This window comes from Aerococcaceae bacterium zg-252 (assembly GCA_016237705.1).
GTDB lineage: Bacteria > Bacillota > Bacilli > Lactobacillales > Aerococcaceae > Globicatella > Globicatella yangjingiae.
In genome coordinates, this window is record CP066204.1 from 1,369,613 (window position 1) to 1,393,798 (window position 24,186).

At 36.4% G+C, this 24,186-nt stretch carries 20 protein-coding genes; 2 read left to right on the forward strand and 18 right to left on the reverse strand.

What is annotated here, in order from left to right:
• Positions 1-101: 101 nt before the first annotated feature.
• The 6 genes from sufB to JDW14_06425 form a co-directional block, all read right to left on the reverse strand.
• Positions 102-1,508, reverse strand: a complete 1,407-nt coding sequence (gene sufB, locus JDW14_06400; protein ID QQD64959.1) for a Fe-S cluster assembly protein SufB — start codon at positions 1,506-1,508, stop codon at positions 102-104.
• A 7-nt stretch (positions 1,509-1,515) separates the two neighbouring features.
• A complete protein-coding gene (locus tag JDW14_06405; GenBank protein ID QQD64960.1) occupies positions 1,516-1,968 on the reverse strand; it encodes an SUF system NifU family Fe-S cluster assembly protein in 453 nt (150 codons plus the stop codon).
• The gene (locus JDW14_06410) at positions 1,955-3,172 is read right to left on the reverse strand and encodes a SufS family cysteine desulfurase (protein QQD64961.1); all 1,218 of its coding nucleotides are present in this window, start codon (positions 3,170-3,172) and stop codon (positions 1,955-1,957) included. Before JDW14_06410 ends, JDW14_06405 begins: the two co-directional genes overlap by 14 nt.
• Positions 3,165-4,463, reverse strand: a complete 1,299-nt coding sequence (gene sufD, locus JDW14_06415; GenBank protein ID QQD64962.1) for a Fe-S cluster assembly protein SufD — start codon at positions 4,461-4,463, stop codon at positions 3,165-3,167. Before sufD ends, JDW14_06410 begins: the two co-directional genes overlap by 8 nt.
• 8 nt (positions 4,464-4,471) lie before the next feature.
• Complete coding sequence (gene sufC, locus JDW14_06420) at positions 4,472-5,242, reverse strand: Fe-S cluster assembly ATPase SufC (protein QQD64963.1); 771 nt, start codon at positions 5,240-5,242, stop codon at positions 4,472-4,474.
• A gap of 110 nt (positions 5,243-5,352) precedes the next feature.
• Entirely contained in the window at positions 5,353-6,024 is a 672-nt protein-coding gene (locus JDW14_06425) for a DNA alkylation repair protein (protein ID QQD64964.1), read from the reverse strand.
• A gap of 273 nt (positions 6,025-6,297) precedes the next feature.
• Between JDW14_06425 and JDW14_06430 the strand changes: the two genes are divergently transcribed.
• Positions 6,298-7,464: an ROK family transcriptional regulator gene (locus JDW14_06430; protein QQD64965.1), complete on the forward strand. Its 1,167-nt coding sequence runs from the start codon at positions 6,298-6,300 to the stop codon at positions 7,462-7,464.
• A 305-nt stretch (positions 7,465-7,769) separates the two neighbouring features.
• Here JDW14_06430 and JDW14_06435 read toward each other — a convergent pair whose 3' ends face one another.
• The 8 genes from JDW14_06435 to JDW14_06470 form a co-directional block, all read right to left on the reverse strand.
• The gene (locus JDW14_06435) at positions 7,770-8,063 is read right to left on the reverse strand and encodes an antitoxin (protein ID QQD64966.1); all 294 of its coding nucleotides are present in this window, start codon (positions 8,061-8,063) and stop codon (positions 7,770-7,772) included.
• Positions 8,064-8,404: 341 nt separating this feature from the next.
• Positions 8,405-9,880, reverse strand: coding sequence for a xylulokinase (gene xylB / locus JDW14_06440; protein QQD64967.1), 1,476 nt, complete (start codon positions 9,878-9,880; stop codon positions 8,405-8,407).
• 20 nt (positions 9,881-9,900) lie between these two features.
• Positions 9,901-11,208 (reverse strand): xylose isomerase, encoded by a 1,308-nt coding sequence (xylA, locus tag JDW14_06445; GenBank protein ID QQD64968.1) that lies wholly within the window; start codon positions 11,206-11,208, stop codon positions 9,901-9,903.
• A 395-nt stretch (positions 11,209-11,603) separates the two neighbouring features.
• The gene (locus JDW14_06450) at positions 11,604-12,503 is read right to left on the reverse strand and encodes a deoxyribonuclease IV (GenBank protein ID QQD64969.1); all 900 of its coding nucleotides are present in this window, start codon (positions 12,501-12,503) and stop codon (positions 11,604-11,606) included.
• A 251-nt stretch (positions 12,504-12,754) separates the two neighbouring features.
• Positions 12,755-14,524, reverse strand: coding sequence for an aspartate--tRNA ligase (gene aspS / locus JDW14_06455; GenBank protein QQD64970.1), 1,770 nt, complete (start codon positions 14,522-14,524; stop codon positions 12,755-12,757).
• A gap of 103 nt (positions 14,525-14,627) precedes the next feature.
• Complete coding sequence (locus JDW14_06460; GenBank protein QQD64971.1) at positions 14,628-15,941, reverse strand: histidine--tRNA ligase; 1,314 nt, start codon at positions 15,939-15,941, stop codon at positions 14,628-14,630.
• A gap of 416 nt (positions 15,942-16,357) precedes the next feature.
• Complete coding sequence (locus JDW14_06465; GenBank protein QQD64972.1) at positions 16,358-17,125, reverse strand: pneumococcal-type histidine triad protein; 768 nt, start codon at positions 17,123-17,125, stop codon at positions 16,358-16,360.
• A gap of 11 nt (positions 17,126-17,136) precedes the next feature.
• The gene (locus tag JDW14_06470; GenBank protein ID QQD64973.1) at positions 17,137-18,051 is read right to left on the reverse strand and encodes a zinc ABC transporter substrate-binding protein; all 915 of its coding nucleotides are present in this window, start codon (positions 18,049-18,051) and stop codon (positions 17,137-17,139) included.
• A 309-nt stretch (positions 18,052-18,360) separates the two neighbouring features.
• Here JDW14_06470 and JDW14_06475 point away from each other — a divergent pair, with 309 nt between their 5' ends.
• Positions 18,361-19,710: an N-acetylmuramoyl-L-alanine amidase gene (locus tag JDW14_06475; GenBank protein QQD64974.1), complete on the forward strand. Its 1,350-nt coding sequence runs from the start codon at positions 18,361-18,363 to the stop codon at positions 19,708-19,710.
• A gap of 286 nt (positions 19,711-19,996) precedes the next feature.
• Here JDW14_06475 and frr read toward each other — a convergent pair whose 3' ends face one another.
• The 4 genes from frr to JDW14_06495 all read right to left on the reverse strand — a co-directional run bounded on the left by frr (position 19,997) and on the right by JDW14_06495 (position 23,979).
• On the reverse strand, positions 19,997-20,554 hold the full coding sequence (gene frr / locus JDW14_06480) for a ribosome recycling factor (GenBank protein ID QQD64975.1): 558 nt from the start codon (positions 20,552-20,554) through the stop codon (positions 19,997-19,999).
• Positions 20,555-20,635: 81 nt separating this feature from the next.
• Positions 20,636-21,868 carry an ABC transporter permease gene (locus JDW14_06485; protein QQD64976.1) on the reverse strand — a complete coding sequence of 411 codons (1,233 nt, stop codon included), beginning with the start codon at positions 21,866-21,868 and terminating at the stop codon, positions 20,636-20,638.
• On the reverse strand, positions 21,855-22,625 hold the full coding sequence (locus JDW14_06490) for an ABC transporter ATP-binding protein (protein ID QQD64977.1): 771 nt from the start codon (positions 22,623-22,625) through the stop codon (positions 21,855-21,857). Before JDW14_06490 ends, JDW14_06485 begins: the two co-directional genes overlap by 14 nt.
• A 10-nt stretch (positions 22,626-22,635) precedes the next feature.
• Entirely contained in the window at positions 22,636-23,979 is a 1,344-nt protein-coding gene (locus JDW14_06495; GenBank protein ID QQD64978.1) for a biotin/lipoyl-binding protein, read from the reverse strand.
• Positions 23,980-24,186: the final 207 nt, after the last annotated feature.

The window sequence follows — 24,186 nt, forward strand, 5'->3', positions numbered from 1 at the left end:
GTGTCAATTCTGACTGCTGTTGTTCTGTATAATTATTCCATTCAAAACAAAAAAACGCTAGAAACCTTATTCCAACAACGTTTCTAGCGTATATATAGTAGCTACCCTACACTACCTTCCATTTCAAAACTAATTAATCGGTTCAGCTCAACTGCATATTCCATTGGCAATTCTTTCGTAAATGGTTCAACAAATCCCATTACAATCATTTCCGTTGCAGCCGCCTCTGACAAGCCACGACTCATTAAATAGAACAATTGTTCTTCTGAAATACGTGACACTTTTGCCTCATGCTCTAAGGCAACTTGACCATTATGAATTTCATTAAATGGAATCGTATCCGATTTTGATTTTTCATCCATAATAATTGTATCACACTCAATATGTGACATCGAACCTTGCGACTGTTTTCCAAAATACACTTGCCCACGATAGTTCACTGTCCCACCGTCTTTAGCAATTGATTTAGAAACAATCGAGCTAGACGTATTCGGAGCATTATGATAAATTTTTGCACCTGCATCTTGCGTCTGATTATGACCTGCAAAAGCAATCGACATAACCGTTCCCCTAGCACCTTGCCCTTGTAAATAGACACTCGGATACTTCATCGTAATATGTGCCCCTAAATTACCGTCGACCCATTCCATTGTTGCTCCCTCATGTGCATGAGCACGTTTTGTAACGAGATTATACACATTATGCGACCAATTTTGAATCGTCGTATAACGACAATACGCATCTTTTTTCACGATAATCTCAACAACAGCACCATGTAAAGACGCAGTTGAATACGTTGGAGCCGTACACCCTTCAACGTAATGGATACTCGCTCCTTCGTCCACAATAATCAAGGTACGTTCAAATTGTCCTGTACCCTCATTGTTAATACGGAAATACGTTTGCAGTGGAATATCACATTTCACACCTTTTGGCACATAAATAAACGTCCCACCACTCCATACAGCTCCGTTTAACGCTGCAATAAAATTATCCGTTGGGGGAACTACGGTACCGAAATGCTCCTTAAATATTTCAGGGTGTTCACGTAAAGCCGTATCCGTATCTGTAAAAATAATTCCTAATTTATCAAATTCTGCTTTCAAATTATGATAGACAGCTTCTGATTCATACTGAACGGCTGCCCCTGCCAAATAGGCACGTTCTGCTTCTGGAATCCCTAAGCGCTCAAAGGTTTGCTTAATTTCATCTGGTACATCGTCCCAAGAGCGTGCCGGCTTTTCACTGGCAATTTGAAAATAAGTAATCTCATCAAAATTTAAATCAGATAAATCTGCACCCCAGTCAACAATCGGCTTTTTATAAAATGTTTCCAATGATTTTAAACGGTAATCTAACATCCATTGTGGCTCTTGTTTATGTGCCGAGATTGTTTTAACAACCTCTTCACTTAGTCCTTTTCCTGTTGAAAAAATAATTTCTGCATTATCTTTAAAACCATAGGCATAATCATCTAATACGGGAACTTCTACTTCCTGTTCGCTCATTTGTATCTCACTCACCTTCCTGTTTCGGTGCAATCGCATTTTCTACTGCTTTCCATGCAAGTACAGCACATTTATAGCGTGCTGGAAAATTCTTTACACCTGCCAAATAATAGGCATCTTTTAATAATTCTTCACTCTCTGCTGCGATTACTTCACCCTTAACTAATTGATTAAATTGCTCAATTAAATAAATCGCTTGCTCCAATGTTTGATTCATTAATACTTCCGTCATCATACTCGCACTCGCCATACTAATCGAGCAACCACTTCCAGTATAGGCAACTTTTTCAATTCTTTCTTCTGGTGACACGGCTAATTGAACGGTAATCGCATCGCCACAAGTCGGATTTAATAATTCCATTTGATAAGTAGCATGCTCAAGTATTTCTTGATTACGTGGATGTTGTGCATGATCCAATATGACCTCACGATATAAATATGCTAAATCATTTAAAGCCATTGAAAAACTCCTTAATCTTCTGTGTCGCTACGATAAAATGTTCAACATCATCTTTTGTCGTATATAATGCCGTACTCGCTCTCAACGTTGCATTGACACCAAGTAGACGCATCAAGGGTTGGGCACAATGATGACCAGCACGCACTGCTATCCCTTCCATATCATATCCAGTCGCTGCATCATGTGGGTGAACCCCTACAATATTAAAGCTCACAATCCCATTTTCACCATATCCATACACATCAATGCCGTCCATGTCCACTAAACGTGAATACAATTCCTGTGTGACATGTTGTTCATGTTGCAGCCTTTCTACTTGATTCAATGTTTGTAACCACTCAATTGCTTTTCCTAAACCAATAACTTGGGCAATCGGTGGTGTACCACCCTCAAATTTCCATGGTGCTTCTTTATAATTGCTTTCTCTATCTCCCACAAAATGAATCATCTCGCCACCATAAAAGAATGGTAGGCAACGTTCATGATGACGCTTAGCTAAATAACAAACTCCCACACCAGTTGGGCCATATACTTTATGTCCACTCCAACAGTAAGCATCTACACCCCATGTCGCAACATCAAGTGGTAAATGTGCAGCTGCTTGAGCACCGTCGACTAGCACGATTATGCCACGCTCATGTGCCCACTTCGAAATAGCTTGAATCGGTTGTTCCACTCCCAATACATTAGAAACATGCTGAATCGCAATCACTTTTATTTTATCTACCCATTCCTGTTGTGCTAATTGCGTTAAATCAGCTTGATAATGATTATCCAATGGCATAAATTGCAACTGTGCACCGATTTTCTTCGTCACTTCTTGCCATGGAACTAAATTAGAATGGTGCTCTAAAGCTGTCACAACAACCACATCATCAGTTGTTAAATAAGGTGCAACTAACCGTTCAGATAAAAAATTAATACTCGCAGTTGTGCCACTCGTAAAAATAATCTCATCAGCCTGTTCAGCGTTCATAAAAGTAGCGATTTGTTGGCGAACAGACTCATATTGTTGGGTTGCCCGTTGTGCTAGCGTATGCACACCACGATGAATATTCGCATTATCTTGTTCATAATAGTGTCGCATCGCTTGAATAACCACTTCCGGTTTTTGCGTTGTCGCCGCACTATCCAAATAAATCAACCGTTCACCATTTATCGCTTGGTGCAAAATTGGAAATTGCTCATGTATCGCCTTATCCATTCAAATCATCTGCCTTAATCGTTGCTAGTTTTGCATCAATGACTTCAATTAATTCATCTCGCACTCGCTGCGACGGCATACTCAAAATCACTGGCCCTAAAAAGCCACGAATCACTAAATATTCAGCTAATTCTTTCGTCAAACCACGACTCATCAAATAATATAATTGCTGCTCATCAATTTGACCGACACTAGCAGCATGACCAGCCGTTACTTCAAATTCTTCAATCAATAAAATTGGATTGGCATCACCACGTGCTTTATCTGATAACATCAACACACGACTTTCTTGTTGTGCATCAGCATGTTTTGCCCCATTTTCAATCAATCCGATACCATTAAATGTCAAGGTTGCTCTATCTAAAATAACACCATGTTGGAAAATATTTCCTATTGTATGATGTCCACGATTAACTACTTTTGAATCAATCGCTTGAATTTGTTTACCATTAGAAATACCGACAATCGCTACTTGCGACTCTGAACCATTACCATTCAAATAAGTGTCTAAATCTAAAACAGTATTGCCGTCATTCATTTCACCAATCGCCCAATCCACTCTCGCATCACGACCTGTTTGGGCATAACGTTTAATATAATTGGATACATTTTGTCCCATAGTATCAATTGCCATATATTTCAAACTAGCACCCGATTTGACAATGGCTTCTACAATAATCGTACTGCTAATTATCTCATCACCAGTAGACTGAACACGTTCAAGATAATCAATACTACTATTTTCTTCCAAAATAATTAACACACGCTTATTAAAGGCTTGTTGATAACGTGCGTCAGCTAATAATAAACTCTCAATCGGTTGCGTTACATGCACATTTTTAGGAATATAGATAAAGATACCCCCATTAAGATGAGCTAAATTGTAAGCGACCACTTTGTCGTCCTGTGGTGCAATCACCGTACCAAAATGTGCTTGAACAAGGTCAGGATATTCCGTCATCGCTTCAAATAAATCCATGACTAAAACACCTTGTTCACGTAATTCCATTGGAATACTTTCCATTATAGTTTGGTTACCTGCATGGGTAATTGACGCATATTCTTCCACATTCAACGATAAAGCAGCATCAGTCCCATAAGTCAATGGATTAAATAATGCTTCTTCATTGACAAAATCACTCGAAAATAATGGCCAGCGATGAAATTTTGCTCGCTCAATTTTGGGTAAAGGCAAAGTTTCCCACTGTGCTATTGCTTCATCACGCATTTCATTGAACCACTCTGGTAATTCATACGCATAAGGTAATAAGTAAAAAACTTCTGTTGTCATCGTATCACCTATGCTTTCTCATCAAAGGTTAAACCGAGTTCTTCACTAATTCCTTTATAACCCTCTGCCTCTAAGCGTAAAGCCAATTCAGCACCACCTGTTTTTACTACTCGCCCGTCCATCATAATATGTACCACATCTGGTGTAATATAATTTAATAAACGTTGGTAATGCGTAATAATCAAAGAACCAAAGCCCTCACCACGCATCGCATTGACACCTTTTGACACTACTTTTAACGCATCAATATCTAAACCAGAGTCAATTTCATCTAAAATCGCAAAACTTGGTTCAATCATCAGACATTGTAAAATTTCATTACGTTTTTTCTCACCACCAGAAAATCCTTCGTTCAAGTAGCGACCTGCCATTGACTCCGGCATATCCAATAATGCCATTTTTTCATCTAATTTTTTAATAAAAGTACGTACATCCATTTTATCGCCTTCATCACGACGTGCGTTAATCGCTGCTCGCATAAATTCAGCATTGGTAACCCCTGGAATTTCACTAGGATATTGTACTGCTAGAAATAAACCTGCTCGTGCACGTTCATCAACTTCCATTTCCAGTACATTTTCTCCGTCTAATAAAATTTCGCCCTTAGTCACTTCATAAGCAGGATTTCCCATAATAGCAGCTGCCAAAGTGGATTTTCCAGTACCATTCGGCCCCATTACAGCATGAATCTCACCTGTTTTAATGGTTAAATTAACTCCTTTTAATATTTCCTTATCTTCGATGCTTACATGTAAATCTTTGATTTCTAATACTGACATCTTTGAATCTCCTTTACTTGTAATATTGCTATTTCATAGCCTTTTCTCATTTATTTTAACGATTATTGAAAATAGTTTCAAATATTTTTTCATAATAGTATCGGTCAATTTTATAAATATTTGCTCGCCTCACGAATGCTTAAAGCCGACAATTGCGTGCGATATTGATTAACAAAATCACGTACCCACTCCACATTCGTTTTAGAATACTCACGTAAACTCCACCCAATTGCTTTATTGATAAAAAATTCCTTACTACCTAAATTATTGAGAATAATTCGACCTAATAGCTCTGTATTCGTACGGTCTTTTCTACCAAGTTGGTGGTCAATGGCAATACGGCGAATCCAAAAATTAGTATCTTGTGACCACTCTAACATTAAGTCATCTACTCTACTATCTGTTAATCCAATATTCCCAATTAAGCGGTCTAGTTGGTCAATCGTATCCCACCATGTATGCTTTTCAGCAAGTAACCGTAAATGTGGAATATCTTCATAACTTAAAAATTTCTCTAGTGCTTTTAAATACTCTAATGCTACATAGTGCATTTCACGGTATTGCGACTGATAGCATAAATCAATCAATGTCCAATCAATACCAACTTTTCGCTCATTTTTATAAAAATCACGCACTATTTGTCGTCTAGTCGGTGTTTGAACCCCTAAAAATTCAAATTGATTACGCATATAATTCGCCATGGAAATTGCCTTTTGCTCATTCGCTACTGATTGTAATTTAGACTCAATATATTGGTATTTCTGTTGTGATAATTGCGTCATATAAATACTCCTTGTTCTTGAATTAACGACCATTTCTGCGACCTTCAGGGCACATTATTATTTTCATCATAAACTTTATACAATAGATAAGCAAATACCATGAAAGTCATGCTCAAAAAAATAATGATAAAATTGTTTATTTTCCATTAAATTCCTTTAATATTCGGTCAAACCATGATAAACTATAACTAGTTAGTTAGCGTTGTAAACCAACCACTGATTATTTTATCTACAATATAATACAATAATAAAATAATAGAAAGGATAATATATATGATTACATCTGTATTTAGTATCCGAAATAATAATGAATCTCTCGTTATGAAAACGATTATCGAGAATAACCCTATTTCCAGAGCTAGTGTTTCTGAAATGACAAAATTAAATAAAGCTTCTATTTCATCAATTGTCAAAACCTTAATCGATGACGGCCTTGTATACGAGACCGGAATCGGAGATGCTAGTTCATTGGGCGGTAGAAAGCCTATTTTACTCGAATATAATAGTAAAGCTGGCATTGCGATTGCAATTGACTTAGGGCATGACTATTTAGATATTGTCGCTGCCTATTTGGATGGCAGCTTAATTAAAGAAACAAAAATGCGTAACTTGACAATTGACAAAGATACGGTTTTAACTATTTTAGAAGATGCGATTTTGGATACAATGAAAGATTTACCGACTGTTGCTAAAGGAGTCATTGGTTGTGCTATCTCCATTCATGGTATCGTACAAAATAATAAAATTATTTTTTCACCAATCTATCCGATTGCAGACGTACCAATCGTCGAACATTTATCAACTAAATTTACTTTCCCATTCTACTTAGAAAATGAGGCAAATTTAGCTGCATTAGGACAATATACCTTTATTTCACGAGCTGATGATTTATTATGTCTATCAATCCATGGTGGGATTGGTCTTGGTATTATTGAAAATGGTGAATTGCGTCAAGGAAAAACTGGCAGTGCTGGCGAAATCGGTCACTCAATACTCTTTCCAAATGGTATTGCCTGCCCTTGTGGTAATCATGGCTGCTTAGAACGTTATGCATCGCAACGTGCCATTTACGATAGCATTGCAGAAAAACTTAATATTCCGGTAGCTGAGATTAATTCAGATACATTAATGGACTTATTACAAGGTGAGCAACGAGAGATTGTTTTGAGTATACTCGAAGAAAAAGCAAAATTATTGAGTATTGCTATTAATGACATTATCCTACTCAATGACCCAGAAGTTGTGTATATTGATAGCTCTGTCTACGAAAAAATACCTGAGCTTGTCGAAATTATTCGTAATCAACTACAAAGCCGATTTACTGACGGTGTCAAAATCAAAACTTCTAATTTTAATGGACGTTCGTCCTTATTTGGTGGAATTGCTGTAATACTGCGTAATTTCTTCAATGTGCCCGTGTTTAAGATGAGAAATGAATAGTAATAGCCCCGCATAGAATTAAATTGCGGGGCTTTTTAAGTTTTAAATTTTGAAGATATTTTTGAGAATAAGAAAAGTGTTGTTACAATAATTTTGCCCAGTTTTGCTTTGCGCTAATAATTCTTGAAACATAAACATTATGGTTTTCAATATAGTAAAAAGCTAAATAACTCTCAATCGGCATGTAGCGATAGGGTTTACTCTCAGCTGATTGACGCCTATAAAAATTGAGCAAAATATAAGTCATATATTTTACGTAAATCTTGCCTGCTACATCTGTAAGGGACACATGGTATTGTTTATGATTAATCAAGTCCAAATTCTTTTCTGACATCCGGTAAAGAAGTGAACTTGCTTTGCTTAATTTCCTGATGCCCTAGCAAAATTTCTTTTTTCAAATCCTTAAATGCTATCTGATACTGAGTATCCGATAAATCACTTGAAACAAACTCTCTTACATCAACTGTCCCAGTCGCAAGTTTTCGTATTGCAGCATTCAAAAAATCATATAAAGTAAGGTTCTCATCAGCTAGAATAACCTTAGCCTGTTGGTAAAAAGTAGAATCTGCTTTAAAATATACAGGTTGTTTATTAGCCATATTTCACCTCTTTGTAAAGATAATTTGTATTTACATTATAACACTTGTTCAAGTTTGACTCACCTTGTAGGGTGATAGAGTAGCAATAATATCAAAAAATGCAAAAAACTCTTAATAAATACCATGTCAAGAGCTTTCTGCATTCTTCTTTCAACTTCAAACTAGGTGATTGTACCCAGTTACAAAGAAATACTATTCAGTTGTAGTAGTGCTTAATTCTGCTTTAGCTTTTCCGTATTCAACAATTTCTTCTGCTTTAACAAATTTAACTGCAATTGGAATTGTTGAATCAATTTTTTCACCTTCAATTGCTTTAACTAAGTTTTCAATAACTTGAACACTTACATTATTTGTTTCAGTGCCGGATAAACTTTTACATATCGTTCATATACCTTACGATATTTTTCTACATTTTCAGCAATTGGCTGATAACGGCAATCATATTTGACAAATTTTTCAATACACTCTTCAACTGACGAAACAACGCCACTACCTAAAGCGGCTAACATCGCCGCCCCGACACCCGGACCTTGTTCTGTTTCTAAAGTAATAATGTCAGCATTAAAAATATCTGCTTGCATTTGTAACCAATCCGAATTTTTTGCGCCGCCGCCAACCGATACTAGCTCAGTAAATACACGTTGTGATGTTTCTGACATAATGACTTGAGCGTCTTTTAGAGAGAACGTAATCCCCTCTAAAACAGCTCTAGCAAAATGTGTCAAACTATGGCGAATATCAATATTAGTAAAACTACCACGAATCTCACTATCGTTATGCGGTGTCCGTTCTCCTGTTATATACGGTGTAAACAATAGTCCCTCAGAACCAATTGGAACCTCTCCAACACCCGATAATAATGTTTCAAATGATAAGTCACGTGCAAATGTATTTTTAAACCAATCTAATGAATTACCGGCAGCCAATGTAACCCCCATTGAATAATGCAAATTGGGTGCACTATGGTTGAACAAATGCAATTTACCTTGATAATCAGCATCGCCATTTTCTTCACTTGAAAGGAAAACACCACTCGTACCAATTGAAATCATGCCACGACCCAGTTTGACGATACCAGCACCCAATGCTGCGCAAGCATTGTCAGCACCCCCTGCCATAACAGCAACTGGATTAGCAAAACCATAACGACTCGCTATTGATTCCGTAACATTTCCTACACATTGTGCTGATTGATACAATGCCGGTAAAATCGCTGCATCAATATTGAATTGGCTCAGTATTTCATCAGACCACTTCAAATTCGCAGCATCAAATAATAATGTTCCAGCTGCATCTGAATAATCCATTGAATAGCTTCCAGTCAATGTATGCACTAAATAATCTTTTGGCAATAATAGATGACATGCTTTTGACCAATTATTCGGTTCATTCTCTTGCACCCACAACACTTTAGGTAATGTAAATCCTTCTAGTGCAATATTTTTCGTAATCGCAAGTAATTCATCACCAAATGTAGCCATAATCTGTTGACATTGAGCTGTGGTGCGAACATCATTCCATAAGATTGCTGGTCGAATTACTTGATTGTGTTCATCTAATAATACTAAGCTATGCATTTGGCCGGAAAAACTAATACCTACTAATTGTTCAGCAAAATCTGAAACAGTCGCTTTTAATTCATCTAATACTTCGAACATCGCAACTTTCCAATCATTAGGATTTTGCTCACTGTATCCCGGTTGCGGCTGAGATAATTCATATTTACGAGAAACAGTTGTAATTAATTTCCCTGCTTGATTAAACAACAATCCTTTTAATGACCCTGTTCCTAAATCAATCCCTAATACATAGCTCATATTTTCACCCCAACTAATTTTTATACTAAGAAATCATTCAAGTGAGATTTCACAATTTCTAAATGATTCGATTCAATTGTAATATCTTGATGCCCTAATGCATATTCTGTTAAAGTTTCTAACGTTTCTTCGCCTGAAACGATGCGTTTACCAACACCTTCTGTATAGCTTGCATAACGTTTTTCTTTTAAGTCATCTAAATATCTTGTTTCTTTTAATTTTGCTGCTGCTTTCAAACCACGTGCATAAGTATCCATTCCGGCAATGTGTGCTAAGAATAAATCTTCCATTTCATGTGATGAACGTCTTACTTTCGCATCAAAGTTAATACCACCTGGTGCAATTCCACCATTTTCTAAAATTTCATACATTGTAAAGGTTGTATCGTAAATATTTGTTGGAAACTCATCAGTATCCCAACCTAATAATAAATCACCTTGGTTGGCATCAATTGAACCTAATGCATTGTAGTTGCGTGCTACATTTAATTCATGCTCAAATGTATGACCAGCCAATGTCGCATGGTTCGCTTCTAAGTTCAATTTGAAGTAATCTGTTAAATCATATTGTTGTAAAAATGCCATTGTTGTCGCTGCATCGAAATCATATTGATGTTTTGACGGTTCTTTTGGTTTTGGTTCAATTAAGAATTGTGGTAAATGACCAATTTTCTTACCATATTCCACTGCCATTTTGAACAGACGAGCGATATTATCTTGTTCTAATTTCATGTCTGTATTCAATAATGATTCGTAACCTTCACGTCCACCCCAGAATACATAATTTTCGCCACCTAATTTTTTAGATAAATCTAATCCTTTTTTCACTTGTGCTGCTGCATAAGCGAATACATCAGCATTATTTGATGAAGCTGCCCCATTATTGAAACGTGGGTGTGAGAACATGTTGGCAGTATTCCATAATAATTTAATTCCTGTCTCATCCATTTTTTCTTTGATTAAATCAGTAATTTCATCTAAATTCGCAAAAAATTCTTCTAATGAATCACCTTCTGGTGCAATGTCCACATCGTGGAAACAGAAGTATTCAACACCTAATTTTGTTAAAATTTCAAAGAATGCCTCTACACGATTTCTTGCTGTATCCATTGGCGTTTCACCCATCCATGTACGAATATTCGTTGGATTACCAAACGGGTCACGACCATCTTGAGTCATTGTATGCCAGTATGCCAATGCAAAACGTAAATGCTCTTTCATTGGTTTACCTAATACGACTTCTTCAGCATTATAATGACGGAACGCAAATAAGTTTTTACTTTCTTTACCTTCAAATTTAATTTTTTCAATATTTGGGAAATAACTCATGTCTAAACACTCCTTAAATTTTATCATCTCGTTGGTTAGTTTGTTCTCTAAACCAACTTACAAAGTAATCATAATGTATCCAATTTAATTTGTCAACTGTTTTTTTGTAAATGTTTACAAATTTTTATAAAAAATGCATCGCAGGTACCTCTAGTACCTCAGCAACAAAATGAAACAGCCACCTAACGCAATTGTTAGATGACTGTTTCAAGGTCGTTCAATTTTGCACCCAAAACAATATACTTTTGGGTGCAAAAATCAAATGAAATATCTTACAAAATGAAAAAAGTTACCTAGAAGACAATGAACATCTAACATATTCAACCACCCCAACAATCCGACAACCTCAAAAAGAACCCAAACATCATGTCTGAGTTCTCGCTTATATATACAAACTATTTTTGCTCTAAAATATCTTCCATTAAACGTTCATTGAACTGCCCACTTCGCAACATTGCAATTTCCTGTTTATAAGGTGCAACCTTGTCTTTCGGATTATTCGGTAATGGCACCCAAGGTGTTTCTAAAATTTTGGGAATCTCCATTAACTGTGGGTGATGAACAATTTTATTTAGCGTTTCAAAACCAATCGAGCCTTGTCCGATATTCGCATGACGGTCTTTATGACTACTAAATGGATTTTTAGAATCATTGATATGCAATACTTTCAGACGGTCTAAGCCGATTACTTTATCAAATTCATTTAAAACACCGTCTAAATCATTGACAATATCATACCCTGCATCATACACATGGCACGTATCAAAGGTAACCGATAATTTTTCATTATGCGTGACACCGTCAATCATGCGTGCAATTTCTTCAAAAGTACGACCTAATTCCGTTCCTTTTCCTGCCATTGTTTCCAAGGCAATTTGTGGCTGTTGATCTGCACGTAAAACAGCATTCAAGCCAGCAATAATTTGATTAATCCCCACATCAACACCGGCTCCAACATGGCTACCAGGGTGCAGTGTTACTTGATTTGCACCCACTGCTTCTACTCGTTCAATTTCTTGTCTTAAAAAATCAACTGCAAAGTCAAAATACCCTTCCTTAGTCGTATTTGCCAAATTAACAATGTATGGTGCATGAACGGTAAAAAATTCAATTCCATTTTCAGCCATAAACGCTTTAGCCTCTTCAATACGAAAAGTTGAAATTTCTTTTCTTCTCGTATTTTGTGGTGCACCAGTATACATCATAAAGACATTTGCTCCATAAGATGCTGCTTCTTTTGCCGACCCTAATAACATTTCCTTGCCACTCATCGACACATGTGAACCTAAATACATGCTCTCACTCCTTTAATCTTGGTTTACTTAGACTGCCCTTGACGTCCACCTCACAAAGCTCTTGAAGTGCCTTCGCACTTCTACAACCTTTGCTCCAGTGGTTCATTTCAGAACGCTCATTGTCGCACTATTTATATTCCGGCTCGCTCAGCTTGGCTTGACGTCCACTTCGCAAAACGCTTGGAGTGCTTATCGCACCCCGACGCATTTTACTCCAGTGATTCAAGCCAGAACAGCCTCGCTCGCACTATTTATTGCTCTTGTATGCGTAAGTGTAATTCACGTACTTGTTCTTGTGCTACATAGCTTGGTGCTTGTGACATTAAGTCGATACCACGACCTGTTTTAGGGAATGCGATGACTTCACGAATATTCGGCTCTTTTGCTAATAACATAACCAAACGGTCTAATCCTAATGCCAAACCACCATGTGGTGGGAATCCATATTCAAAAGCATCCATTAAGAATCCAAATTGATTTTTCGCTTCTTCTGGTGTAAAGCCTAATAATTCAAACATTTGTTCTTGCATTTCACGTGTGAAAATACGAATACTTCCCCCACCGATTTCATAACCATTCAAGACAATATCGTACGCTTGTGCTAATGTATTAGCAGGGTCTGCTTTTAATGCTGCAATGTCCATATTTTGTGGTGCAGTGAATGGGTGATGCATTGCAACATAACGTCCAGCATCTTCATCATATTCAAACAATGGCCAATCCGTAATCCAAACAAATGCCAATGCATCTTCGTCGAATAATTGATGTTTTTTCGCTAAATGAACACGCAACTCACCTAATGATGCCGCAACTACATTTGGTTGGTCAGCTACAAAGAATAAAATATCACCTGGTTGTGCTGCTAATGGTTCAGCTATTGCTTGATAACTTGTCTCATCAGCAAAGAATTTTGCGATTGGTCCATTAAATCCTTCTTCAGTTACTTTTAACCATGCTAGACCTTTCGCACCATAAGGTTTCACCACTTCTATTAATTCATCAGCAGTCTTACGAGTGTACGCATCAGCTAAGCCTTTTAAGTTAATTGCCTTAACTTGTCCACCATTTTCAATCGTTGATTTAAAGACACCAAATTCAGATTTACCAGCAAATTCAGATAAATCAACTAATTTCATCTCAAAACGAATATCTGGTTTATCAACACCATATTCTGCCATTGCAGTCGCATAAGTTAAAGTCGGAAAGGCATCAGTAATCTCATAACCTTTTGTTGCTTTCACCACACGTTTTAACATTTCTTCGACTAGACCTTGAACTTCTTCTTGCGTCAAGAAACTAGTTTCTAAGTCTACTTGAGTAAATTCTGGCTGACGGTCACCACGTAAATCTTCATCACGGAAACAACGGACGATTTGATAATAACGGTCGATACCAGCACCCATTAATAATTGCTTAAAGATTTGTGGTGATTGCGGTAAGGCATAAAATTTACCAGCCTCACGACGTGTCGGCACTAAATAATCACGTGCCCCCTCTGGTGTAGATTTTGTTAAATAAGGTGTTTCAACATCTAAGAAATCTTCACCATTTAAATACTCACGAATCGTTTGAGTCACTTGATGACGTAGACGTAAATTCGCAAACATATTCGGACGACGTAAGTCTAAGAAACGGTGACGTAAACGTACTTCTTCATCAACATCTAATTCTTCTTCAATATAAATCGGTGGTGTTTTTGCTTTGGATAGTACGGTTAATGAACTTGCCATTAATTCAAAATGTCCTGTTGGAATATTCGGATTAATTTGTTCTTGTACACGACGATTTAACACACCGGTTACTTCAACAACATATTCACCACGCAAATGGTCAGCTGTATACATTGCCTCTGGTGTTAAATTTTCAGCATTAAATACTACTTGGCAAAAACCCTCGCGGTCACGCAAATCAATGAAAATAACGCCACCTAAATCACGTCGTTTTTGTACCCAACCTTTTAATGTAATTTCTTGTCCGACTAGCGAATCATTGACTAGTCCAGCATATACTGTTCGTTTCATATTCTGTTACTCCTTTTTGCTATTAGTTTCAATGAGCTAAAATAATCTCTACTTGTGCATTACACGTATGGCAAAAAATTTCATGTCGCTCACACTATATTATCTAATTAAAGTATTTATCAATTGTTGAAGTATCTGTCGTTAATTGGCGATAATAATGTTCAAAATCGTCTAATAAATCATCAATTACAATCTCTTCCTGTTTATTTAAAGCTTTATTTTTAACAATCACTTTACCTGATGCTAATTCATCTTCACCTAAAGTCAATGTTAATTTTGCTTGTAACTTATCGGCAGTTTTAAATTGCGATTTCAAGCTGCGTCCCAAATAATCTCGCTCAGCGATATAGCCTGCTTGACGTGCAGCTTGAACAATTTGTAAGGCTGTTAAGTTGACATCGTCCCCCATACTCAAGACAAATAAATCAGTTGGTTCTTCTGCTGGAATTTCAACTGCTTGTTGTTCTAACAATAGTAATAAGCGTTCCATCCCTAAACCAAAACCAAATCCTGGAGTTTGTGGGCCACCTAGTTGTTCCACTAAACCGTCATATCGTCCACCACCGACAATAGTCGATTGCGAACCAGTTGACGCATCATCAACCATAATTTCAAAAATAGTATCTTGATAATAATCCAAGCCACGTACAATTAATGGATTCACTTTGAACGGTATTTCTAGTGCTGTTAACATCGCTTTTACTGCTTCAAAATGTGCCTGACTCTCTTCGTTTAAGAAATCTAAGATATTTGGTGCATCAGCAACTAAGGCTTGGTCTTCTTTCGCTTTACTATCTAAAATACGCAATGGATTATCTTGCAAGCGTCGTTTAGAGTCTTCACTTAACTTATCTTGCAATGGTGTAAAATAGTCCACCAATGCTTGACGATATTTCAAACGGTCTTCTGGTTTTCCTAAAGAATTCAAGTACAAGGTTACATTACGAATTTCTAATTCTTGTAAAATATCCCAAGCTAATGCGATAACTTCAGCATCAATAGCTGGATTAGTACTACCGAAAACTTCCATACCCACTTGATGAAATTGACGTTGTCGCCCTGCTTGTGGACGCTCATAACGAAACATTGGCCCCATGTAATATAATTTCAATGGTTGTGGGTGCTCTGGGCCAAATAATTTATGTTCTACATACGCACGAGCAATCGCCGCCGTTCCTTCTGGACGTAACACGATTTCACGGTCACCTTTATCTTTAAAATCATACATTTCTTTCGATACAATATCAGTCGTATCCCCTACTGAACGTGCAAATAATTCCTTTGCCTCAAAAATCGGTGTCCGAATTTCTTTTACTTGATACGTATCAAAAATAGCACGAATTGTATCTTCTAAAAATTGCCATTTATAACTATCTTTAGGCAGAATATCTTCTGTCCCTTTCATTTTCTTAATCATCTAAGTCTTACCTCCATTAATCTTTTGTACCCGATGCGTCAAAATAAAAAATCGCCCTAGAGTCATTCATACTCTAGGACGTCAAATTATAACGTGGTACCACCTATTTTTATAAAGCATGAGTTATCTCATCGCTTTATCTCAACACTTTATCGCAGTGAACGGAATAACTTTGCATTATTCTTCTCGATAGTGTCTTCATTTATTCCGGGTATAACTTTTTCAGCCACGAAGTTATTCTCTTTAATAAGTGGATAAACTACTTGTCTACGTTATCGAATAGCTATTTACTTTACGTATACCTTACCGTTAGTTTTAGTTTTTGTCAAGTAGCTCTTAATGATTTTTATTAACAATTATTAAAAATCACTGCATTCACTTTAATAAAACTTTTAGAATTCAACTTAGCAAACGAATTACTCTTTGACTACAAATACTTGACCGTCATGTTTAACCACTTTGAGATTATCGACTTCATAGATAATCTCTTCTTTTTCATACGCAAGCATTTCAGTCGGAATTAAGCGTTCATCAAATGGCATTTCTGCTGAAACTTTCTCACCAAAGACAACCATTCCGTCATCTGTTAATAAGACAAATTCATTAGCCGTAATCCACACTACTCGTGCAGTACTCGCCATGCTTTTACTATACTCTTCATAAGTAGTCTCTTCTTCATAAGTTATCGGCGTATCATCAGCTAAAGATAAGTCTGCTTTTAACTGCACAATCGCTTTAGCATCTTTTGGGTGAACATCATGCGATTGTAACATCAATTCATCAGTCGTGCGAATCATAGTTGCTTGTTGTATATCTTTGACATACAGCAAATGCTTTTTACCTACTTTGACAATGAAACCGTCTTTTACTTCACTGACCACATCATCTTCTTTAAACTCATACTCTTTCGGCACAAGCAAGGATTCACTGAAAATTGATTCATACGGCACTTGACCATTATAATAATGATAATGGTCACCATGTGATGTCACATAACCGTCTTCTGAAATATTCACAACAATTTGCTCTGCCGGTAATAAATCATCTGCTGTGCCCTTATTTTCTGCCTGTGTCGTCTCATCTGATGACTTCGGCACATATTGAATTTGGGCATGGGTAACCACTGTCGTACTACATAATGCAGCAAGTGCTAATGCCACTAAGCCTTTCATTTTGCGATTCATTCGATTTCCCCCTATTGCTCTGCTGCCAGTGCATCACTTAATGTTTTTAATACATTATCTAAATTTTCAATAAAGCTCAATGTATTTTGTGGGTCGCTTTCCAATGGACTAAGCGATACAATGCTTACTCCCGTTGCTTTCGCAATCACTTGAGCAATTCGGTCACTCACATTTGGCTCTACAAAAATTGTTTTAACATCGTATTGTTTAACAAATTCTTGAACTTCCCCAATTTTTCTAGCTCCAGGTTCTGCGTCCGATGAAATTCCAGCAATTCCTAATTGCGTTAAACCAAAGCGATTGGCTAAATAGTAAAAAGCAGTATGCTGCGTCACAAAAGTTTTCTTCTTCATCGAATCAAATACTGATTTGTACTTCTCGACCAATGCTGTTGTTTCTTTTTGAAAAGCATCTGCATTGACTTTAAAGTCACTAGCATGGTCTGGGTCAATTTCAGATAATTGTGCAGCAATCAATTGAACTTCTTCACCAGCTTTCACTGGGTCTAACCAAGTATGTGGGTCGTACAATGAGGCTTGTTCTTGACCTTTTACAGATTCCACTGTTTCTAAGCCCGATACTTTATCCATTTCCAAATCACGTGCCGACTCAACTAAAATAACTTTTGCATTCCCTTTATTTTTTTCTAAATTTTTCGTCCAAGACTCGAGTGCTACCGAATGATATATAAAAATATCCGCATCATAAATCGCTGCAATATCATTGGCAGACGGCTCAAATTGATGAATGCCATTACCAGAGTTCACCATATACACATCATATAAATCGCCGACAACAGCTTTGGTCATCGCATACATTGGATAAAAACTTGTTACAATGGATAATTTTGATTCCTGTGCCTGTACGGTTATAGGCATCAGACATAATAACATCAGTATCGCTAATATTTTTTTTACTCTCTTCACTTTATGATTATTCCTTTCTATTTCGTTAATCAAAAAACTACTTATTACACTGATTTTCATGAAAACCACTACTCTTGATAGTAACGATTACTGATTTGTTTGTCAAGTTTTTAACCTGTTCAACTCCCTAGAGAAATTGTGTCATCATTATATCAACCATATTAATGTTTTGTAACAATAATAAAATGATTATGAATTTTTTATGAATTTCGCATATAATATGTACTAGAAATATTGAGCGTATAAGAGTTTGAAACTGCTAGATACATACCCTTTTTTAAGCAGACGTTTCAAAACATAGGAGGTCAAATGGATAATCAATTTAAACGTTATATCAACATGATACTATCCCCTAAATATTTTCCGCCTATCATCACTTTTACTATCTTATGCCTTTCACTTTTAGCCTTATCACAATTAATTACACATAAAACCATTGTGATTGAGCGTGAACAGGTAACGGTACGTTTCGAACCGGCAACCAATGCTGAAAGTGTCGGCGAAACTAAAAAAGGCGATGAATTAATTGTCTTAGCCGAAGATAATGGGTGGATAAAAGTTCGCTTAGACTCCCAAAAAGTTGGTTGGATTCCAAAATGGTATTTAGAAAACACAACATTAAAAGATGACCAAAATCTTGCAGCACAACTCTTAGTTGATACACCAATTTATATGGAAAAAGATGATAAATCTTCTGTATTAGCTACCGTATCGGCTGAAAATTATTTAATTGTACGACACGAAACAAAAGGTTGGTTACAAGTTGAATACAATGGGCTTTATGGTTACATTCGTACACGCATGGTCAATGTCATCAATCAATCGGATATTCCAAAATCTGAGGAAGAATTAGCTAAAGAGGCTGAACAAATTGTCGTTGTTCGTTATGCAGGAGAACCACTCTTTGAGAAACCAGCATTTGATTCAACACAACTCTACTCCATTGCTTATGGACAGAAATTCAAATACTTAGATGAAGTAGAATCGTATGATGCGAATGGCGTGTTAACTTACTTCCTACACGTAGAAGATAGCGAGGGGTTACAAGGATATGTCGAATCTCGTATCAGTGCCATGGAATCTGACTCCATTGGTCACGTAACTGAGAAAACAGTTAATTCATTAGCGAATGCCACAATTATGTTAGACCCTGGACACGGTGGTGCCGATAGTGGTGCTGTAAGTACTGACGGTACAACCTATGAAAAAAATGCTGCATTAGCTACTGCCCTTACTTTAAAACAAAAACTAGAAGCTATAGGAGCTAAAGTTATTCTAACACGCTCTACCGATGAGTTTATTGATTTAATTCCACGTTCGGATTTGAGCAATGAAAAAGAAGTCGATGCCTTTATTAGTTTGCACTATGATGAAGGCCCTTATGCTGACTGGCGAGGTACAACAACGTATTATTTCCATGAGGCAGACCATGAATTAGCTAAAAAAATTAATGATGCTCTCAAAACATCGTCCTTGCCAAACAATGGTGCACTCTTCGGTAACTATTCAGTCTTACGTGAAAATAAACGACAAGCTATTTTAATCGAATTAGGATATATGTCCAGTCCAGAAGATTTACAATATATTCGTTCGGATAAATATTATGATGAAGTAGCCACACTGATTACTACGGCATTGGAAAATTATTTCAAAGAATAAGAGTAAAAAACATAGTAGATTTTCTCACTGTTTTGGGTGGGACTACTATGTTTTTATTTGTCTATTTTGTTTGCATTGTCATATTTTTTATGGTTCTATAATATTTGAGTTGGCTGGGCGTCCACTTCGAAAAGTTCGAAGCAAGAAGCCTTTGCTCGCACCATGTTTATGCCGGCTCCATTGAGCTGAAATGACGTCCACTTCAAAAGGCATCTTTGTGCGATTCTCGCACAAAGATGCCTTTCTCCAGTGATTCGAAGCAAAACGCCTTCGCTCGCACCATGTTTTAATTTTCTAGGATTTCTGCTTCTTTTGCTACTGTTACTTTTTCTAGTTCTTTAATTGCGTTATCAATGATAGTTTGAATATCTTTTTCGTAGTTTTTCACATCATCTTCTGTCAATTCATTGTTTTTTTGCATTTTTTTCGCACTATCAATCGCATCACGCCGAATATTACGCAAAGCAACTTTAGCATTTTCTTGCTCTTTTCCGACTACTTTTACTAATTCTTGACGACGTTCTTGTGTCAATGCTGGAATTACTAAACGGATAACTGAACCATCATTAGACGGTGTAATACCAATATCTGATTGCAAAATAGCTTTTTCAATATCTGCTAAACTTGATTTATCATATGGCGAAATCATTAACATACGAGCTTCAGGAACAGTAATTCCTGCTAATTGATTCAATGGTGTTGGTACTCCGTAATAAGTCACATTTACACGGTCTAAAATACTCGCATTCGCACGTCCTGCACGGATTGATGCTAATTCACGTTGATAAGCCTCGATTGATTTAGCCATTCTTGCTTTTGTATCTTTTAATAAGTCTGTCGACATCTTTCATTTCCTCCTGATAATCGATTTAGTTTCATTTAAAATTATATCATATTTAACATTAGATTGCTTAATAAATTTAATTTATCGTAATATTTCAACAACATTTTTCCTTGCAGCTGACCTTGCAGGGAATACACTGAAAACAATCCCAATCGTAACCGAAATTGCTACACTTAATACAGCTGTCGGAACATCAATCGACGCTTTAAAAGGTAAAAAGTTCCCAGCAATCGTAGCAATTAAGACACCTAAATTATAACCAATTATTCCACCCAATGTGGTAATCGATATACCCTCTAGTAAAAATTGCCATTGAATGCTTTTTTGAGTTGCTCCTAGCGAACGACGAATCCCGATTTCTTTGGTGCGTTCAGATACAGAAATATACATCATATTCATAACCCCTACACCAGCAATAAATAATGAAATACCTGCAATTGAACTAATAAAGTAGGTAACCAATTGAAGTTGCTCACCAATTGTTTTCATTATTTCAGATGTATCATAGTACTCATAAGAGCCGTTTTCTTTCTCTGGTCCGTTCTCTTTCAAAAATTCTGAAACAATATGATTCATACCTTTAATGTCAACTTCTGGTTGATAGTAAACCGTTATCGAATAACTAATATTTTCAAATGGTCTAAATTGTTCATATGTTCCCTTTGGAACAACTAATTGCGGAATATCAGAAGAACCATATCCGAATTTCGAAAGTGATTCTAGTGCTTCTCCCGTCAACTGAGTAGGATACACACCTACAATGATGTAGTTATTTCCATCAATTTTTAACGTTTTTTCGAGTGCGTCTTCAATCGAATCAAATAAATTCATCGCAACAATATCATCCACAATTACATAACGACGATAGGCATTTGAATCCATTTTATTCAAATTACGCCCAGCAAGCATCTGATAATTAGTTGATTCAAATAATCCTATATCATAAGAAACTTCATCTTTATTTAAATACTTTATTGTAGAACGACTAGTAGGACTAGCAACTTCTTCAGATGTTTTCACTTCGTCGACACCCGGAATTTCTGCAATTTCTTTTAAAAATTTATCCGTAAAGGGTTTTATTTTTTCAGAGTTAATCTCAAAATTAGATAAATTAAAATAAAAATCTTGACTTGGTCGTCCTTTTTCATCTTTAGCTAATTCTTCAACCATTTGTTTACGATATCCATTACCCAAACTTAATATGGTAATGACAGCAGCAATACCAATGATAATACCAATCATCGTTAAAAATGTACGTCGGCCATTCATTTTCAAGGTTGATAATGACGATTTAAAAATTTCACTCATCCTCATGATTCATCACCTCATCAAATATTAGTGGCTTATCAGGTAACTCATAGGTTGGGACACTCACTTCATTGTAGTGAATTTTACCGTCAACAATTTTAATGCGTCGAGTAGCATATTGTTGTAAATCTGGTTCATGCGTCACCATGACAATGGTAACACCTTTTTCACGATTTAAACGAGCTAAAATATCCATAATGACACTTGACGTCTTCGTATCCAAAGCCCCTGTCGGTTCATCTGCAATGATAAATTTAGGATTATTAATCAAAGCTCTCGCAATTGCAATCCGTTGCTTTTGCCCCCCAGATAGTTCGCTCGGTTTATGATGATATTTATCTGCTAATCCGACACTTTCTAGAGCATCTTTTACAATTTGTACTGTCTTACGAGCAGAGAAACCACTATACAATAATGGTAAGCGGATATTTTCACCAACTGACATGGTCGGAATCAGATTAAAATCTTGAAATACAAATCCTACCATTTTGTTACGCAAGTGCGATATTTGCTTGTCAGTACGTTGCTCTATTGGTTCCCCAGAAAAAATATAATCGCCGTCAAATTTATTATCTAAAAAGCCCATAACATTAATAAAGGTTGATTTCCCTGAACCTGACGGCCCCATAATCGTTACAAATTCTTTTTCATAAATTGTCACACTTACATCTTTTAAGATATGCAGTGACATTTCACCCATTTGATAATATTTATTAATGTTTTTCATTTCAATGAGTGGCTGTTCCTTTATTTCTTGCAGCATCAACATCACCCTACCCTTTATTTAAGGCTGGTTGTTCTGTTTCATCAAATGGCTGTGTTTCAAGAATTTTAATTTCTTGTCCATCCTGTAAATCATCTGGGAACATCACTAAGCGGTCGCCGGCATTTAATCCTTTTAATACAACTTTTTGTAATCCTTGTTGAATTAAATCAATCGCTGTTTTCTTCACACGACCGTCACGATATACAAAGACATAAAAATGATTATTTTCTTCAACGACAGCATCATTTGGAATCACAAATCCTGGTAGCGAAATATTCACTTTCGCAGTAAATCCAGGTTGAATATATTCAGACGGTTTGACCACAAAACCGAAGTGTGCCGAATTATTACTGCTATTACCACCAGAGCCGAAATTCGTATTTTGTTGATTGTCTGAACTACTATTAGCAGCACCGCTATAGGCAGGAATTTTATCATAGTTAATAATCTTCCCTTGTATCGTGCGATTTTCTGCTGGGACAAAAATTGTTACAGGTCGCTCATCAGCTAATGCGTAGAAATCATACTCATTGACGCTCCCCACTACTGATATATCTTCAGATACAATCCGTACTAATGGAACAGAATTACTATCTTTTCCTTGTTCATTTAATAAAACTACACCGTCAGTATTGGCAACCACTCGATTGTTTTGTTTTTCTTTTTGACGAACGAGTTTTATTTCAAGCTCTTCAATTTGTTGATTCACTTGACGGATTTGTGCTTTAATCCCCTCGCCGTCACCCATATCCATTTCACTCATTGAATCACTTGCACTGTCTTGATTTGCATTATTAGATGAAGTAGTCGCTGGTGCATTACCAATCGCCTCTACGATATAATAATTTTGTTTACCATTATCGCCCCAATAATAAGCAATTTGGTCGCCTTTATAATTATATAAATTGCCTGTTGCTTCTTCTAATTGACTAATTAACTCTACTCGTTGATTATATAATTTAGTTTGCTCTCTCAATAAATCTTCTAGGGCATATTGCGTGTCTTTATCTGTCGATACATAGGTAAATAACACTGCCCCTTTCTTCACTTTTTGACCGTCTTTTACAAGAACTGTATCAATTTTTCCATTTTGAGCATCATAAAAATACGCTGAATCTGTCTGCAATTTAACACTTGCATCAACTGTTACTGGGTCTTGTTGGTAGACATCAAAGGTCGTATATTTAATTTCTCCGTCGTCCATTGTCCCGTCAGCATTCATCATGCCTATTTCGGATTGATTATTCATAAATGCATTTGGGAAGAAGATTTGTTTAAGGGCAAAAGCCATTGACAACAATGCCACTAAACCGATGATTATTCCAATTATTAATTTTCGTTTTAAACTCATTATTTCTACGCCCTCCATTATCCAAGATTGTTAGCTTTATTATACTTAACTTTCTGCAAAATGAAAATGCTTTACATTGAATTTTGTTTGACTTTATTAATAATTTTACACTCATTAAAAGCAAAAAAAGAATAGGGTTGTTGGACTCTTTCCAAAACAACCCTATAAATAACCCAAACATAATCTACTTTCTCAAATCAAGTAAAC